Below are 15,460 nucleotides of genomic sequence, written 5' to 3'. Positions count from 1 at the left end.
CCGCGGGGTTCCCGAGCGGAGCGGCCCCTGCCTGCTGCCGGGTCAGTACGGGCCGTTGACGTTGTCGATCGAGCCGTAGCGGGCGGCCGCGTAGTTGCAGGCGGCCGTGATGTTGGCGACCGGGTCGTACGAGTCCGTGGACGTGCCGGGCACGTGGTAGGCCCGGAAAGTCGGGTCGATGACCTGGAGCAGGCCCTTGGAGGGGATGCCGGCCGCGGCGTTGGAGTCCCAGTTGTTGATGGCCAGCGGGTTGCCGGAGGACTCGCGCATCACGTTGCGGTGAATGCCGTTGTAGCTGCCGGGGATTCCGTGCTGGGCCATGATGTCCAGCGACTGCCGGATCCACCCGTCGAGGTTGTTCGCGTACGTGGTGGCGGGCTTGGCCGCAGCGGTCGTCGCCTTCGCGACGGCCGCCTTCGCCGCCGCGCCGAGGCTCAGCTTGAGCCCAGGGCGAATGATCGAGGGGTTGGTGCCGATGGCGTTCCGGTTGGTTTCGTAGAGGGCCTGCCAGCCGCCGCTCACCGAATGCTCGACAGCGATCTTCGAAAGCGTGTCGCCGACGGTCACCGAATAGGTCAGGGCGGCAGCCGCCTTTTCCGCCGCCGGCTTGACGACGGGCAGCGTGGCGGTCGTCACGGCGGGCGCCGAAGCCGGCTGCGTCACGGCCGCCCCGGCCGTGGTCGCGCTGATCAGCGGCAGGGCGAGGGCGGCGCCGCCGGTGCCGGCGAAGGCCAGCTTGCGGGCGATCGGGCGCTGCTTCGGCCGACGGTGCTTTCCGAGTCCGGGCATGGCGGAATTCCTCACGTGCGGGGTGCGGGGGATCCCTGGCGGCGACCGGTTTAGGAAGCTGCCCGCTGGGAACGACGTGACCGTAAGCGAGCTCGCCGGGCCGGAACAAGGCTTGAATTCCACCGGGTGATCGACTTGCCCGTACCGGGGTCGGAAACGACCTTGGGGGCACCTTCCGGGAATGGCGAAATTCCTTTCGGGGAAAAGGGAATAGCCGCCTCCGGATAAATGATGTTGCCCTTATTCGAGTGACTCACATCACGAGCTCCCGAAGCCCGCCGAGGAAACGGACAAGTCGCCCATACGCATGCCTGATTCGGGCATCTCGCCCGTTGTTTGTGAATCGCCCACAGTGGGCCCTTCCCGGCATGCCCGTCATGGTCCCGACACGACCTCGAGCTCCGCCAGTCGCGCCAGCGCCACCGACACCGCCTCCTCGCCCGCCGGCAGCAGCGGGAGCCGTACGTCGGGTGTGGGGATCCGGCCCCGGGCGTGGAGCACCGCCTTGACCACCACCGGATTGGGCTCCGCGAAGAGCGCCGCCGACAGCCTGGCCAGCCCGTGGCCCAGGGCGCGCGCCCGCGGCACGTCCCCGGCCTGCCAGGCGGCCGTCAGCTCCGCGTACCGCGTCGTCGCCAGGTGCGCCGAGGCCAGGATCCCGCCCGTCGCACCCAGCGCCAGCAGCGGCGACAGGTACACGTCGTCGCCCGCCAGTACCGCGAACCCGTCCGGCAGCCCGCCGAGCAGCTCCACCGCGTCCTCGCCGATGCCGCCGCCCGCGTACTTCAGCCCAGCCACCCCGGGCAGCTCCCCGAGCGCCCGCAGCGCGGCCGCGTCCAGCGGCTGACCGGTCCGGTACGGGATGTGGTAGACGACCAGCGGTACGGGGCTCACCGCGGCCAGCCGCGCGAAATGCGCCAGCACGCCCGCCGCCGCGGGCCGCACGAACGACGGCACCGTCACCAGCGCCGCCCGCACCTCGGGCCACCTCGCCAGCCGGCCGAGCGCCGCCTCGGCGGCCCGGGTACCGCTCGCCCCGGCGCCCACAGTCAGCATCGCGCCCCGCTCCCGGCAGACCCGGGCGCAGACGTCGGTGACGAGGTCGCGCTCCGCCTCGTCGAGGGCGGCGGGCTCGCCGGTGGTGCCGAGCGCGACGATCCCGGTGGCGCCATCGTCGAGCACCGCGTGGGCGAGTGCCTCCAGGGCGTCGGCGGCGACGTCCCCGGCGCGTGTGAAGGGGGTGACGAGCGGTACGTGAATCCCATGGAGGGAGAGGTCCTGTGCCATGCCCACGAGCTTCATCTGCCCCGAGCATCAAATCCAGTTCGCGTTCCTTACCTGAACCGTAAGCTGATCCGATGCTCGACGTACGACGCCTGCGCCTGCTGCGCGAACTCGCCCGCCGCGGGACCATCGCCGCCGTGGCCGAGGCCCTGGCCTTCAGCCCTTCGGCGGTGTCCCAGCAACTCGGCGTCCTCGAACGCGAGGCGGGCCTGCCGCTGCTCGAGCGCACCGGCCGCCGGGTCCGGCTCACGCCCGCCGGACAGAACCTGGTCCGGCACGCCGAGGCCGTGCTGGAGCGGCTCGAAATGGCCGACGCCGAACTCGCCGAGGCGCGCAGCGGCCTGGCTGGCGCCCTGCGCATCGGGGCCTTCCCCACCGCCATCCGGGCCATCGTCCCGGCCGCCCTGGTCGCACTGGCCCGGCGCCATCCCGGGCTGGAGCCGATGGTGTCGGAGACCGACCCGGCGGCGGTCGCGCACGCGCTGCGCGCCGGGGACCTGGACGTGGCCCTGATCCACGAGTACGACTTCGTCCCCGCGCAGAAGGAGCCGGGGCTCGCCACGGAGCCTCTGTACCGGGAGGCGATGTACCTGGCCGCCCCGACGGGAACGACGGCGGACGCCACCGGCGTGGCCACCGCCGAGCGGAGCGCCGACCAGGGTTCCGTGCTGCGGGCCCACGCCGACGCCCCCTGGATCACCGGCACCCCCGGCACGCTCTGCCACGCCATGGCCCTGAGGGCCTGCCAGGCCGCCGGGTTCACGCCGCGGATCCGCCACCAGGTCGACGAGTTCCCCACCGTGCTCGCCCTGGTCGCGGCCGGCCAGGGCGTCGCGGTGGTCCCGCAGCTCGGCGTCATGGGGCCCGCCGGCCCGGCCGTCTCCCTCACACGTCTCCTGATGGAGCGCCGCACCAAGGTCGCCTTCCGCAGCGGCGCCGCCGCCCATCCGGCCGTGGCGGCCTTCGGGGCGGCACTTCGCGCCGCCGTGCCACCGGAACTCGAGACTCCGGCTTCCGCGGCGTGACACAACTCCCCTCCACCGCCGCCGCCGTGTACGTTCGTTGATCCAGACAGATCCGACCAGAGCGGGGTACGACGTGACGCATCGAGTACGAGGGGTCATCGCCCGGAGCAAGGGCGCACCGGTGGAGACGACGACGATCCTCGTGCCCGACCCCGGGCCCGGCGAGGCCCTGGTCAAGGTGCAGGCCTGCGGGGTCTGCCACACCGACCTCCACTACCGCGAGGGCGGCATCAACGACGAGTTCCCCTTCCTGCTGGGCCATGAGGCCGCCGGGATCGTCGAATCCGTCGGCCCGGACGTCACCTCCGTCGCGCCCGGCGACTTCGTGATCCTCAACTGGCGTGCGGTCTGCGGCACCTGCCGTGCCTGCAAGCGCGGCCGCCCCTGGTACTGCTTCAACACGCACAACGCCACGCAGCCCATGACCCTCGAGGACGGCACCCCGCTCTCCCCGGCACTCGGCATCGGCGCGTTCGCCGAGAAGACCCTGGTCGCAGCGGGTCAGTGCACCAAGGTCGACCCGGCCGCCGCGCCGGCCGCCGCCGGACTCCTCGGCTGCGGGGTGATGGCCGGCCTCGGAGCCGCCCTGAACACCGGCAACGTCGGACGGGGCGACTCCGTCGCCGTCATCGGCTGCGGGGGAGTGGGCAACGCGGCCGTCGCCGGTGCCCGCCTCGCCGGCGCCTCCCGGATCATCGCCGTCGACCTGGACGACCGGAAGCTGGAGTGGGCGCGGGGCCTCGGCGCCACCCACACCGTCAACGGCCGCACGGAGGACGTGGTCAAGGCCGTCCAGGGGCTCACCGGCGGAAACGGCGCGGACGTGGTCATCGACGCCGTGGGCCGCCCCGAGACCTACCAGCAGGCCTTCTACGCCCGCGACCTGGCCGGCACCGTGGTCCTGGTCGGCGTGCCGACGCCGGAGATGAAGCTCGAACTCCCGCTCCTCGACGTCTTCGGCCGCGGCGGCTCCCTCAAGTCCTCCTGGTACGGGGACTGCCTGCCCGAGCGCGACTTCCCGCTCCTCATCGACCTCTACCTCCAGGGCCGCCTCGACCTGGACGCCTTCGTGTCCGAGACCATCCCGCTCGACGGGGTCGAAGCCGCCTTCGCACGGATGGAGCGGGGCGAGGTCCTCCGCTCGGTAGTCGAGTTCTAGGGAGTGTCGTCGAAGTAGCGTCGGCCGCCCGGAAGGGCGTGCCAGGCCCCGCCAGCCTGGGGGCACCTCCCAGCGGTAGCTGGGGGAGGGACTTTGACGACACGACCTAGACCCCGCCCGGCACCCGCCCGGCCCTGCATCGATGCGGCCCGGCCCGGCCCCGGCCTCCCTGCACCGGGGCCGGGCCGGCCGGTCCAGGCAGGCCCTCGGCCGCCGCCGGTAAGGTGCATGGTGGTCGGTGGGTCCGTACTACACTCGGCCGGGCCGCCAGACCCGTGACCCGGTCGCGATCCGCCCGGGGCAGCCGCACACCCAGGGGCCGTTCGTGACCATCGACCGCAGCTACCGCCAGCCCGGTGTCGTCCTCACCGACCACCGCTTCACCGTCCCGCTCGACCACACGAGCCCGGACGGCGAGCACATCGAGCTGTACGCCCGCGAGGCCGTCGCCACCGGCAAGGACCCCGAGACCCTGCCCTGGCTGCTCTACCTGGAGGGCGGCCCCGGCTTCGGCGCCCGCCGCTTCACCGGCCGGCAGGCCTGGCTGGAGCGGGCGCTCACCGAGTACCGCGTCCTCCTGCTCGACCAGCGCGGCACCGGCCGCTCCACCCCCGCCAACCGGCAGACCCTGCCCCTGCGCGGCACCCCCGCGCAGCAGGCGGAGTACCTCGCCCACTTCCGCGCCGACTCCATCGTGCGCGACGCCGAGGCCATCCGCCCCGGGCTGACCGGCGGCGCGCCCTGGACCGTGCTCGGGCAGAGCTTCGGCGGCTTCTGCACCACCCACTACCTCTCCACCGCCCCCGGGGGCCTGACCGCCGCCCTGATCACCGGCGGCCTCCCGTCCCTGACCGCCACCGCCGACGAGGTGTACGAAGCCGCGTACCCCCGCATCGAGCGGAAGAACCTGGCCCACTACGCCCGCTACCCGATGGACGTCGAACGCGCCCGCCGCATCGCCGCCCACCTCGTAGAGCGCCCGGCCGAACTCCCCGGCGGCTACCGCCTCACCGCCGCGGCGTTCCAGTCCCTCGGCATCCTGCTCGGCACCGGCGACGGCAGCCACCGGCTGCACCATCTCCTCGAGGACGCCTTCGTCCCCACCGCGGCGGGTCCCGCCCTCTCCGACGCCTTCCTGGAGGGCGTCCACGGACTGCTCTCCTTCGCCGCGCACCCCCTCTACGCCCTGCTCCACGAGCCGATCTACGCCCAGGTCCCGGCCGCACCCACCGCCTGGGCCGCCGAACGCGTCCGCGCGGGCCACCCCGGCTTCGACGCCGAGAAGACCCTCGCGGGCGACGGGCCCCTGCTCTTCACCGGCGAGACCATCCACCCCTGGCACTTCACCGCCGACCCCGCGCTGGCCCCGTTGCGCGAGACCGCCGAGCTGCTGGCCGCCCGTACCGGCTGGCAGCCCCTGTACGACCCGGCCCGACTCGCCGCCAACGAGGTGCCGGTGGCCGCCGCGGTCTACCACGACGACATGTACGTGGACACCGCGCACTCCCTGCAGACCGCCCGGGCGATCCGGGGCCTGCGCACCTGGGTGACGGACGAGTTCGAGCACGACGGCGTACGCGCCGGCGGCCCCCGCGTCCTCGACCACCTGCTGGCCCTCGTACGCGACGAGGTCTAGAACCCCGCTTCCGGTGCGCGGGGTCCGTCTATTGTGCGAGGCATGACCGAACAACTGGACCAGCCCGCGCCCCTGGAGCCCATGCCCACCGACTGGCAGCGCGCCCTCGCGGTGGTCGCCCACCCCGACGATCTGGAGTACGGCGGCGCCGCGGCGATCGCCGACTGGACGGACGGCGGCCGCGAGGTCGTCTACCTCCTGGCCACGCGCGGCGAGGCCGGCATCGACACGATCCCGCCCGAGGAGTGCGCCCCGCTGCGCGAGGCCGAGCAGCGCGCGAGCGCCGCCGTCGTCGGGGTCTCCACGGTGGAGTTCCTCGACCACCGCGACGGCATCGTCGAGTACGGCCTCGACCTGCGGCGGGACATCGCGGCCGCCATCCGCCGGCACCGCCCCGAACTGCTCATCACCCTCAACCACCGCGACACCTGGGGCGGCCAGGGCGGCGGGGGGTACTGGAACACCCCCGACCACAAGGCCGTCGGCCGGGCCACCCTGGACGCCGCCGCCGACGCGGGCAACCGGTGGATCTTCCCCGAGCTCATCTCCGAGCACGGCCTGGAGCCCTGGAACGGGGTGCGCTGGGTCGCGGTCGCCGGGTCCTCGACTCCGACGCACGCGGCCGACGCCGGACCCGGCCTGGAACGCTCGATCAAGTCGCTGATGGAGCACAAGGCGTACATCGAGGTGCTCACCGACCAGGACCCGGAGGAGTACTGCCGCAACTTCCTCACCGGCTTCGCCCAGCAGGCGTCGGTGCGCTTCGGCGGCCGCCCGGCGGTGACGTTCGAGGTCTTCCCGCGCTGAGCCCCGCGCCCCTAAGCTGACGGTTCATCAGTTTTCGGCGGGGGGCGGGTCGGCTCGGTGATCGACACCATCGGCAACGACATCGCGGAGGGCGAGGAGCGCATCCGTCTGGAGGTCGCGGACGGGACCGCGGTCCTCACCCTCTGCCGCCCCGACCGGCTCAACGGCTGGAGCTGGGAGTCCACCCGCCAGCTGGGCCTGCTCGCGGACCGGATCCGCTTCGATCCGGACGTACGGGTGGTCCTGCTGCGCGCCGAGGGCCGGGCCTTCTGTGCGGGCATCGACGTGACCGCCCCCGGCGGCGACATCACGGGCGTGACGGCAGCCGAGCGGACCCGCAACTACTACGAGGGCATCCGCTGGGTCCACGAGCGCTTCGCCGTGCTCTCCCGGCTCCCGCAGCCGGTGGTGGCCGCCGTACAGGGCTACTGCCTCGGCTTCGGCTTCGAACTGGCCCTGATGGCCGACCTCCGCGTCGCCGCCGAGGACGCCGTGTTCGCCCTGCCGGAGGCGCAGCTCGGCGTGGCGGTGGACGCGGGCGGCGACCTGCGGATCGCCCGCGAGGCGGGCGCCGGCTGGGCGAAGTTCCTGGCGCTGACCGGCCGCCGCATCGACGCCGCGACGGCGCACCGCCTGAACCTGGTCCAACTGGTCGTCCCCCCGGCCGAGCTGGACGCCGCGGCCCGCACACTGGCGGCCGAGATCGCGGCCAACGCCCCCCTCGCCGTACAGGGCGTCAAGCGTGCGATCGACGCCTACGCGGACGCCGCCCTCGCCCCGGCCCTCGACCGCGTCGCGATGACGGCGGCCCTCACCCTCACCTCCGAGGACTGCCGGGAGGGCTACACCGCCAAGGCGGCCCGCCGCCCGCCGCACTTCAGCGGAGGCTGAACACGGGCCGGGTCGAGAACTCCGCGTACATCCCCTCGCCGTCCGGTCCGTACGCGAACTCGGCCATGGACGGGTTGCGGCCGGCGGTGGCCAGCGGCAGCCATGCGAGGAGGTCGCCGTATCCGCCGCAGACGGCCTCGCCGCCGTCACCGCCGTGCACCGCGGTCGGGTCGCTGCTCAGCTCCGCGCGGTAGCTGTCGTACGCGATGTGCAGCCCGAAGGCATTCGGTTCGTGCCGCAGGCCGCCGTCGCCCCCGTACGAGGGCTCGTCCAGGGGGCACTCGTTCCCCCACCGGAACAGGGTGCCCGCCCCGGCCCCGCAGGCGTGCTCCCACTCGTCGGCGCTCGGCATCCGCAGCCCGCGCGCCGCGAGTACCCCGGGCATTGCGTCCGGGCGCTCGGTCAGCGTCTCGTCCTCCACGGCCATGAGCACGGTGGCCAGTGTCGCGGTACGGACCGGGCTGAGCACCTCGGCGAGATAGGCCTTCAGGCCGAGTTCGTACCCGTACCCCTCGTCCGCGCTCTGTGCGTAGTCGGCGCTCTGCGCGGGCGTCGGCACCCACGCGTCCGTATCGAAGCCCAGCCGCGCCGGCCCGCCGGGTATGAGGGCGAACTCCTGACCCCGGCGCTCGATGCGTACGCGGTGCAGCGGCCCGCCCAGGTGCTCGACGGTGTCGAGCAGCACCACGCGGCCGCCCGCCTGCGCGGCGGCCTCATGGGCGATGCGCCCGGCGGCGGCCGGGTCGAGCGAACGCCAGTTGTCCAGGGTCAGATCGGCGAGAGACATGACCGGATCCTCGCACCGGCCACTGACAGCCGGCACTCAGGGGGTGAACGGGCCGCGCCCCAGTTGGGTGCGGATCGGGATCACCTCGGGGTTGACCAGGGCGCGGCGCTGCCAGTTCGCGCCGTCCACCACCAGCGTGTGGCCGGTGATGAACCGGGCGAAGGGCGAGGCCAGGAAGGTGGCGGCCCAGCCGAGTTCGCGCGGGGCGCCGACGCGCAGGGCGGGCTGGCGTGAGTCCTTCGCGTCGGGTGCGGCGCGCTCCAGCCCGCCGCGGATGTCCTCGGTCATGTCGGCGTGCGGGAACAGGCCGGGGACGAGGCCGTTGACCTGGATGCCGTACGGGCCCCACTCGACGGCGAGCGTCTCCACCAGGTTCTTCACCCCCGCCTTGGCGGCCGCGCTGTGGGCGAAGCCCGGTCCGCCCGTCCAGGCGTACGAGGCGCCGATGCTGACGATGGACCCGGGTGTCGCGGCCGCGAGGTGGCGGCGGCCGAACTCGCGGGTCGTGAACCAGGTGCCGGTCAGGGTGGTGTCGACCACCGCCCGCCAGGCGCCCGGCGACAGGTCCTCCGCCGGGCAGGGGAAATTGGCGGCCGCGTTGTTGACCAGGACGTCCGGCAGGCCGAGGGCCGCCTCCGCCGTGTCGAAGACCTCCGCGATCCGTTCCGGGTCCCGGATGTCGCAGACGGCGGACGTCACCCGGCCCGCGCCGGGCAGGGCCGCCAACTCCTCCTGCGCCGCCTTCAGCTGTTCGGCGCGCCGGCCCGCGATCACCAGGTCCGCGCCGAGCCGCGCGAACTCGGCGGCGATGGCCTTGCCCAGCCCGGTTCCGCCGCCAGTGACGAGGACCACCTGCCCGCCGTACGTACCGGGGGGCAGCGCGGTCGTGCCGAGCGGCGGGGGCGCGGGCAGCCCGCGCGGGATCTCGTCCGTCATGGGGCATCCATAGCGCGCGGGCGCCGAGATCACCATGCCCGGGACGGGATCAACTCTGCGGTGTGCAGGGGGTGGCCGGTGGATCAGGGCCGGGCCCTGATCCACCGGTCCACCGGCCGCCGCCTATGCCTGCTTGCTCGCGCAGGTCCAGATGACGGCACTGCCCGCGCCGGTTTCCCGGTCGCTCACGCTGCCTCCGACCCGGTCGTCGTCGGTGGCGGCGAAGGCACGGCTGAGCGGCACGGAGCCCGGGGCGCCCGCCGGGAAGGGGAGCGCCTTCGGGGTCCCCCGGCCGGGCCAGTAGACGGCCTGGAAGTAGCTGGGCCAGCTCTCCTCGAAGGTGGTGGCGGTGCCGACGGCCACGTTCGTGGTCGGGCTGCTGCCGTTGAACTCCAGGTGGCCGAAGCCGGCCGGGCGGCCCGGGTCGGTGGGCAGCGCGTCGTACGGCTTCGTCCAGACGGCAGGGGTCAGCCGCGGGTCGTTGCGGTAGTAGTAGTCCTCCAGGCCGACCACGCGGCCGCGGTCGTCGATGTCCCGGCCGATCGTGGAGAACGAGTAGTGGTAGCCGTTCCACACCTGGAGGCTGTACGGCGGGTAGCCGCCCCCGGCGGGCCACACGACCGGGAAGGTCTTCGTGACCTCGATGTCGTTCTCGGCGTCGAAGTAGGAGCCGCTGGCGGTGCCGACGATGTCACCGCGCTTGTTGATGCCGCTCAGCGAGACGACCTTGGTGCCGGGGATCGCGTCGGCGGGAACCGGCAGTTCGCGCACGGCCGTGCCGTTCACCCACTCCTTGGCGACGCCGTTGTCCACGGCGACGACCCGGCCCGACTCGTTGACGTCGATGTCCACGGCGCGGCCCTCGGCGACGGGCGTGGTCAGCGCCTCGGAGGTCGCGGCGCCCTTCTGGTGGGTGAAGGTGACCCTGGCGTGGTCCGCGTTGCGCGTGGCGGTGCCCACCATCAGGCCCTTGGCGCTGACGGCCTTGACGCTGCCCCGGTCGAAGCCGGCGGGCAGCGGGACGGCGTGGACCGTGTGCTCGGCGCCCGTCCAGTAGGCGGGCCGGTCGCCGCTCTCGCCGACCACGAGGCCGCCGGTGCCGAACCCCGCCACGGCGCCCCCGCTCGTCCCCGGCAGGGCGGGCAGCAGCTCGATGGCCGGGCTGCACGCCGTCGTACCGGCCGCGGCGGCGGCCGGTCCGGCGGCGGTGATCAGCCCCGCGAGCACGGCGGCGGCCCCCGCCGCGGCCGTCACGTTCCTCATCCCGATTCCGCTCACTGGTGAAGTCCCCCTGATGGTGCGCGTCATATGCCGTACGGCATCTGCGTGTTGATCTTCGGGAGCCATGATGCCCGACCGGGGGGTCACCCGCACCAGGGTTCACAGGGCAGCAAGCGACCGCTTAGTATGCTCGCCGAGCGCGGTTCCCCGACGGCGGCTGGAGGCCCCGGATGCAGGCATGGCGAGTACATACCCCCGGCGAACCCCGGGAGGCCCTGCGCCTCGAAGAGATTCCCGAACCGGTCCCCGGCGAGGGCGAGGTGCGGCTGCAGGTGCTCGCGGCGAACCTCAACTTCCCGGACGCCCTGCTCGTCCGAGGCCAGTACCAGATCCGCCCGCCGCTGCCCTTCACCCCCGGCGTCGAGATCTGCGGCCTCACCGACGACGGCCGCCGCGTCATCGCCACCCCGAGCCTGCCCCACGGCGGCTTCGCCGAGTACGTGATCGCTTCCGAGCGGGCCCTGCTCCCGGCCCCCCCGAGCCTGAACGACGCCGAGGCCGCCGCCCTGCACATCGGCTACCAGACCGGCTGGTTCGGCCTGCACCGCCGGGCACGCCTCCAGCCGGGCGAGACCCTCCTCGTGCACGCCGCCGCCGGCGGGGTCGGCAGCGCCGCCGTCCAGCTCGGCAAGGCCGCCGGGGCCACCGTCATCGGGGTCGTCGGGGGCAAGGCCAAGGCGCGCACCGCCGAGGAACTCGGATGCGACCTGGTGATCGACCGTACGACCGAGGACGTCGTCTCCAGGGTCAAGGAGTTCACCGGCGGGCGCGGGGCCGACGTGGTCTACGACCCCGTCGGCGGCGCCTCGTACACCGCCTCGGCCAAGTGCGTGGCCTTCGAGGGCCGGATCGTCGTCGTCGGCTTCGCGAGCGGAGACATCCCCGCCCCCGCCCTCAACCACGCCCTCGTCAAGAACTACTCGATCCTCGGCCTGCACTGGGGCCTCTACGCGGCCAAGGACCCGGGCGCGATCCCCGCCTGCCACGCCGAACTGACCCGCCTCGCCGCCGAAGGCACCATCAAGCCCCTGATCAGCGAACTCATCGCACTCCCCGCCGTCGCCGACGCCGTGCAGCGCCTCGCCGACGGCACCACCACCGGCCGCGTGGTCCTGGCCATGCCCCGGCAGCAGGGTGTGTCCCGATGACCGCCATCACCGCCGACCACCTGCGCACACGCGTCCGCGGCCTGCTCGCCGCCCACCCGCCCGCCGACACCGACCGCGCCGACTTCCTGCGCGCCCGCTTCGACGCCGGCCTCGCCTGGGTCCACTACCCCGAGGGCCTCGGCGGACTCGGTGCGCCCCGCTCCCTCCAGGCAGTCGTCGACGCCGAACTGGAGGCCGCCGGCGCGCCCGACAACGACCCGCGCCGGATCGGCATCGGCCTCGGCATGGCCGCGCCCACGGTCCTCGCCTACGGCACCGAGGAGCAGAAGCACCGCTTCCTGCGCCCCCTGTGGCTCGGCGAGGAGGTCTGGTGCCAGCTCTTCAGCGAGCCCGGCGCCGGATCCGACCTAGCCGCGCTCGGCACCCGCGCGGTCCGCGAGAGCGGCTCCGGCGACTGGATCGTCGACGGGCAGAAGGTGTGGACCTCCAGCGCCCACACCGCCCGCTGGGCCATCCTGATCGCCCGCACCGACCCGGCGCTGCCCAAGCACCAGGGCATCACGTACTTCCTCTGCGATATGCACGCCCCGGGCGTCGAGGTCCGGCCGCTGCGCCAGATCACCGGCGAGGCCGAGTTCAACGAGGTCTTCCTGACCGGCGTCCGCATCCCCGACAGCCACCGGCTCGGCGCCGTCGGCCAGGGCTGGGAGGTCGCCCGCACCACCCTGATGAACGAGCGCGTCTCCATCGGCGGCATGCGGCTCCCCCGCGAGGGCGGCATGATCGCGCCCGTCGCCGCGGCCTGGCGCGAGCGGCCGGCGCTGCGGACCCACGCACTGCACCAGCGGCTGCTCCAGCTGTGGGTCCAGGCCGAGGTGGCCCGGCTCACCGCCGAGCGGCTGCGCCAGCAGCTCGCCGCCGGGCAGCCCGGCCCCGAAGGGTCCGGCATGAAGCTCGCCTTCGCCCGCCTCAACCAGGAGATCAGCGGACTGGAGGTGGAACTCCTCGGCGAGGAGGGCCTGCTGTACGAGGACTGGACGATGCGCCGGCCCGAGCTCGTCGACTTCACCGGCCGCGACGCCGGCTACCGCTACCTGCGCGCCAAGGGCAACAGCATCGAGGGCGGCACCAGCGAAATCCTCCTCAACATCGTCGCCGAACGCGTCCTCGGCCTGCCCGCCGAGCCGCGCGACGACAAGGACCTCGCCTGGAAGGACCTGGCCCGATGAGCGACGCCTTCGACCTGCTGTACTCCGAGACGGAGGAAGAGCTCCGGTCCGCCGTACGGGCACTGCTCGCCGACCGGTGCACACCGGCCGACGTGCTCGCCCGGGCGGAGACCGGCCGGCCGCACGACCCGGAGCTGTGGCACACGCTCGCCGCGGAGATCGGCACCGCCGGGCTGCTCGTACCGGAGAAGCTCGGCGGCCAGGGCGCGGGCCACCGGGAGGCGGCCGTGGTCCTGGAGGAGCTGGGGCGGGCCGTGGCGCCGGTGCCGTACCTGACGAGCGCGGTGCTCGCCACGGAGATCCTGCTCGGGCTCGGCTGCGACACGCCGGAAGTGGCGCGCCTGCTCGGGGAGCTGGCCGCGGGCCGGCAGGTGTGCGCACCGGCGCTGCCGCTGACACAGGCCCCGGGCGCGCCACTGCCGGGCGTCGTACGGGACACCGGGGGCGGGGTCCTGACGGGCACCCTCACCTCGGTGGCGGACGCGGTGGCCGCCGATGTGCTGCTGGTCCTCGCCGACACGGGGCTGTACGCGGTCCCGGCCGCGGAGGCCGCGCTGACCCCGCTGGTCCCGCTGGACCTGACCCGCCCGCTCGCCACGGTGACGCTGGAGCGGGCTGCGGGGACCCGCCTCGCGGACCCGGCGACGGCCCGCGCGGCGGTCGCCGGAGCGCTGCTCTCGGGGGCCGGACTCCTGGCCTCCGAGCAGGTCGGGCTCGCGCAGTGGTGCCTGGCGGAAACGGTGCGGCACGTGCGCGGCCGCCACCAGTTCAACCGGCCGGTCGGCTCCTTCCAGGCGCTGAAGCACCGCTTGGCGCAGCTCTGGCTGGACGTGGCCTCGGCCCGGGCGGCGGCCCGCGCCGCGGCGGACGCGCTGGCCACCGGGGCCCCCGACGCCCCGCTCACGGTGGCGGTCGCCCAGGCGTACTGCTCCGGGGTCGCGGTCCGCGCGGCCGAGGAGTGCGTACAGCTGCACGGCGGCATCGGCATGACGTGGGAGCATCCGGCGCACTTGTACCTGAAGCGCGCCAAGGCCGATTCGCTCGCCCTGGGCACGGCGGGCCACCACCACTCCCTGGTGGCCGACTTCGCCGAACTCCCGTCTCCCTAGGACCGTCCTCCCCGGGCGGTTCGGGTTCGTGCCGCGGCCGGGTGGGGATGGATGCGTGGCGGTGACAGCGCCTCAGGGCGCGTCGCCGTCGTTGCCGTCCCCGCCGCCACGGGTGCGGTATACGTCCTGTGGGGCTTGCCCGATGCCGGCGAAGGGAGTGGTTGCCGTGGAGCGTACGGCCTGCTGTGTGGTGGGAGGCGGGCCCGCCGGGATGGTGCTGGCCCTGCTGCTGGCCCGGGCCGGGGTGGAGGTGACCGTCCTGGAGAAACACGGCGACTTCCTGCGCGACTTCCGCGGCGACACCGTGCACCCGTCCACCCTGTCGCTGCTGGACGACATCGGCCTCGCCGAACGGTTCGCCCGACTGCCGCAGCGGCGGGTGACCTCGGTGCAGCTGCCCATCGGACCGGACCGGTCCCTCGTCACGGTCGGGAACATCGGGGCGCTGCACGGGAAGTACAACTACATCGCGATGGTTCCGCAGTGGGACCTGCTCGACCTGCTCGCCGACGAAGCAGGCAAGGAGCCTTCGTTCCGGCTGCGCATGGACACCGAGGCGACGTCCTTCCTGATGGAGCGGGGCAGGGTCGCGGGCGTGCGGTACCGCACCGCGGACGGCGCCGCCGGCGAGCTCAGGGCCACGCTGACCGTGGCCTGCGACGGCCGCGGGTCCTTCGCCCGGGTGCTGCCCGAGCTCGGCCTGGAGGGCTTCCCGTGCCCGATGGACGCCTGGTGGTTCCGGGTGCCGCGCCACGAGGACGACCCCAGCGGGCTCGTGGGAGGCCTGGGCGAGCGGTTCTTCAGCGCGCTCATCGACCGAGGCGACTACTGGCAGATCGCGGGGCTCATCCCCAAGGGAACCGATGCCGAGCGCCGCGCCGAGGGCCTGGACCGCTTCATGGCCCAGTTCACGGACGCCGTCCCGTGGCTGGCCGACCGGGCGCACTCCGTCACCTCGTGGGACGAGGTCAAGCTGCTCGACGTACGGCTGGACCGGCTGCGCCGCTGGCACCGGCCGGGGCTGCTGTGCATCGGCGACGCCGCCCATGCCATGTCGCCGGTGTTCGGGATCGGCATCAACCTCGCCGTGCAGGACGCGGTGGCCGCGGCCCGCCATCTGGTGGGCCCGTTGCGCGAGGGGACCGTGGGGCTTCACGACGTACGCCGCGTGCAGCTCCGCCGCATGCCCACGACGGTGGCGACCCAGGGCCTGCAACGCCTGGCCCACGCTCAGGTCATCGAGCCGCTGCTGGCCGGCCGCACCGCGTTCGGCCATCCCTGGCGGGCCAAGCGGCTGACCGAGCTCGTCACCGACTCGCGGTGGCTGAACCGGGTGCCGGCCTACTTCATCGGGTACGGGGCGCTGCGCGAGCGGCCCCCGAGGGAATCGCTCCGCTGAAACAGCACCTCGGATACCG

General features: G+C 73.7%; 14 protein-coding genes. 9 read left to right on the top strand and 5 right to left on the bottom strand.

The window, feature by feature from the left end; translation table 11 throughout:
- Nucleotides 1–42: 42 nt before the first annotated feature.
- Both ACZ5WG_RS16300 and ACZ5WG_RS16295 read right to left on the bottom strand, forming a co-directional pair.
- Entirely contained in the window at nucleotides 43–789 is a 747-nt protein-coding gene (locus ACZ5WG_RS16300; protein WP_468723676.1) for a transglycosylase SLT domain-containing protein, read from the bottom strand.
- 375 nt (nucleotides 790–1,164) lie between these two features.
- Nucleotides 1,165–2,076, bottom strand: a complete 912-nt coding sequence (locus ACZ5WG_RS16295; RefSeq protein WP_468723674.1) for a dihydrodipicolinate synthase family protein — start codon at nucleotides 2,074–2,076, stop codon at nucleotides 1,165–1,167.
- Nucleotides 2,077–2,147: 71 nt separating this feature from the next.
- Between ACZ5WG_RS16295 and ACZ5WG_RS16290 the strand changes: the two genes are divergently transcribed.
- From ACZ5WG_RS16290 to ACZ5WG_RS16270, 5 genes are all read left to right on the top strand, one after another.
- Nucleotides 2,148–3,098, top strand: coding sequence for a LysR substrate-binding domain-containing protein (locus ACZ5WG_RS16290; RefSeq protein ID WP_468723672.1), 951 nt, complete (start codon nucleotides 2,148–2,150; stop codon nucleotides 3,096–3,098).
- A 73-nt stretch (nucleotides 3,099–3,171) separates the two neighbouring features.
- The gene (locus ACZ5WG_RS16285) at nucleotides 3,172–4,257 is read left to right on the top strand and encodes an S-(hydroxymethyl)mycothiol dehydrogenase (protein ID WP_468723670.1); all 1,086 of its coding nucleotides are present in this window, start codon (nucleotides 3,172–3,174) and stop codon (nucleotides 4,255–4,257) included.
- A gap of 331 nt (nucleotides 4,258–4,588) precedes the next feature.
- Nucleotides 4,589–5,893, top strand: a complete 1,305-nt coding sequence (locus ACZ5WG_RS16280; protein WP_468723927.1) for an alpha/beta fold hydrolase — start codon at nucleotides 4,589–4,591, stop codon at nucleotides 5,891–5,893.
- A 42-nt stretch (nucleotides 5,894–5,935) separates the two neighbouring features.
- Nucleotides 5,936–6,700 carry a PIG-L deacetylase family protein gene (locus ACZ5WG_RS16275; RefSeq protein WP_468723668.1) on the top strand — a complete coding sequence of 255 codons (765 nt, stop codon included), beginning with the start codon at nucleotides 5,936–5,938 and terminating at the stop codon, nucleotides 6,698–6,700.
- Nucleotides 6,701–6,757: 57 nt separating this feature from the next.
- Nucleotides 6,758–7,591, top strand: a complete 834-nt coding sequence (locus ACZ5WG_RS16270; RefSeq protein WP_468723667.1) for an enoyl-CoA hydratase/isomerase family protein — start codon at nucleotides 6,758–6,760, stop codon at nucleotides 7,589–7,591.
- On the opposite strand, the gene ACZ5WG_RS16265 is transcribed toward ACZ5WG_RS16270, so the two are convergent.
- From ACZ5WG_RS16265 to ACZ5WG_RS16255, 3 genes are all read right to left on the bottom strand, one after another.
- Nucleotides 7,578–8,378 (bottom strand): hypothetical protein, encoded by an 801-nt coding sequence (locus ACZ5WG_RS16265; protein ID WP_468723666.1) that lies wholly within the window; start codon nucleotides 8,376–8,378, stop codon nucleotides 7,578–7,580. The two genes, ACZ5WG_RS16270 and ACZ5WG_RS16265, sit on opposite strands and share 14 nt — an antisense overlap.
- Nucleotides 8,379–8,414: 36 nt before the next feature.
- Nucleotides 8,415–9,314 (bottom strand): SDR family oxidoreductase, encoded by a 900-nt coding sequence (locus ACZ5WG_RS16260; protein ID WP_468723664.1) that lies wholly within the window; start codon nucleotides 9,312–9,314, stop codon nucleotides 8,415–8,417.
- Nucleotides 9,315–9,437: 123 nt separating this feature from the next.
- On the bottom strand, nucleotides 9,438–10,577 hold the full coding sequence (locus tag ACZ5WG_RS16255) for a hypothetical protein (protein WP_468723662.1): 1,140 nt from the start codon (nucleotides 10,575–10,577) through the stop codon (nucleotides 9,438–9,440).
- A 188-nt stretch (nucleotides 10,578–10,765) separates the two neighbouring features.
- Here ACZ5WG_RS16255 and ACZ5WG_RS16250 point away from each other — a divergent pair, with 188 nt between their 5' ends.
- The 4 genes from ACZ5WG_RS16250 (at nucleotide 10,766) to ACZ5WG_RS16235 (ending at nucleotide 15,441) form a co-directional block, all read left to right on the top strand.
- Entirely contained in the window at nucleotides 10,766–11,743 is a 978-nt protein-coding gene (locus ACZ5WG_RS16250; RefSeq protein WP_468723661.1) for an NADPH:quinone oxidoreductase family protein, read from the top strand.
- A complete protein-coding gene (locus tag ACZ5WG_RS16245) occupies nucleotides 11,740–12,933 on the top strand; it encodes an acyl-CoA dehydrogenase family protein (protein WP_468723659.1) in 1,194 nt (397 codons plus the stop codon). Before ACZ5WG_RS16250 ends, ACZ5WG_RS16245 begins: the two co-directional genes overlap by 4 nt.
- Nucleotides 12,930–14,042, top strand: a complete 1,113-nt coding sequence (locus tag ACZ5WG_RS16240; RefSeq protein WP_468723657.1) for an acyl-CoA dehydrogenase family protein — start codon at nucleotides 12,930–12,932, stop codon at nucleotides 14,040–14,042. The genes ACZ5WG_RS16245 and ACZ5WG_RS16240 overlap by 4 nt, the downstream gene beginning before the upstream one ends.
- 166 nt (nucleotides 14,043–14,208) lie before the next feature.
- The gene (locus tag ACZ5WG_RS16235) at nucleotides 14,209–15,441 is read left to right on the top strand and encodes an FAD-dependent oxidoreductase (RefSeq protein WP_468723655.1); all 1,233 of its coding nucleotides are present in this window, start codon (nucleotides 14,209–14,211) and stop codon (nucleotides 15,439–15,441) included.
- Nucleotides 15,442–15,460 lie beyond the last annotated feature (19 nt).

It is taken from the genome of Streptomyces sp. NPDC032745, from assembly GCF_055579465.1.
The sequence above is the reverse complement of the archived record's forward strand: the minus strand, read 5'-3'. Positions and strand labels throughout refer to the sequence as shown.

Coding starts and splice junctions, on each gene's coding strand:
- ACZ5WG_RS16260 (WP_468723664.1), bottom strand. CDS start 9,314: ATGACGGACGAGATCCCGCGCGGGCTGCCCGCGCCCCCGCCGCTCGGC.
- ACZ5WG_RS16290 (WP_468723672.1), top strand. CDS start 2,148: ATGCTCGACGTACGACGCCTGCGCCTGCTGCGCGAACTCGCCCGCCGC.
- ACZ5WG_RS16275 (WP_468723668.1), top strand. CDS start 5,936: ATGACCGAACAACTGGACCAGCCCGCGCCCCTGGAGCCCATGCCCACC.
- ACZ5WG_RS16240 (WP_468723657.1), top strand. CDS start 12,930: ATGAGCGACGCCTTCGACCTGCTGTACTCCGAGACGGAGGAAGAGCTC.
- ACZ5WG_RS16255 (WP_468723662.1), bottom strand. CDS start 10,577: ATGAGGAACGTGACGGCCGCGGCGGGGGCCGCCGCCGTGCTCGCGGGG.
- ACZ5WG_RS16250 (WP_468723661.1), top strand. CDS start 10,766: ATGCAGGCATGGCGAGTACATACCCCCGGCGAACCCCGGGAGGCCCTG.
- ACZ5WG_RS16300 (WP_468723676.1), bottom strand. CDS start 789: ATGCCCGGACTCGGAAAGCACCGTCGGCCGAAGCAGCGCCCGATCGCC.
- ACZ5WG_RS16295 (WP_468723674.1), bottom strand. CDS start 2,076: ATGGCACAGGACCTCTCCCTCCATGGGATTCACGTACCGCTCGTCACC.
- ACZ5WG_RS16265 (WP_468723666.1), bottom strand. CDS start 8,378: ATGTCTCTCGCCGATCTGACCCTGGACAACTGGCGTTCGCTCGACCCG.
- ACZ5WG_RS16245 (WP_468723659.1), top strand. CDS start 11,740: ATGACCGCCATCACCGCCGACCACCTGCGCACACGCGTCCGCGGCCTG.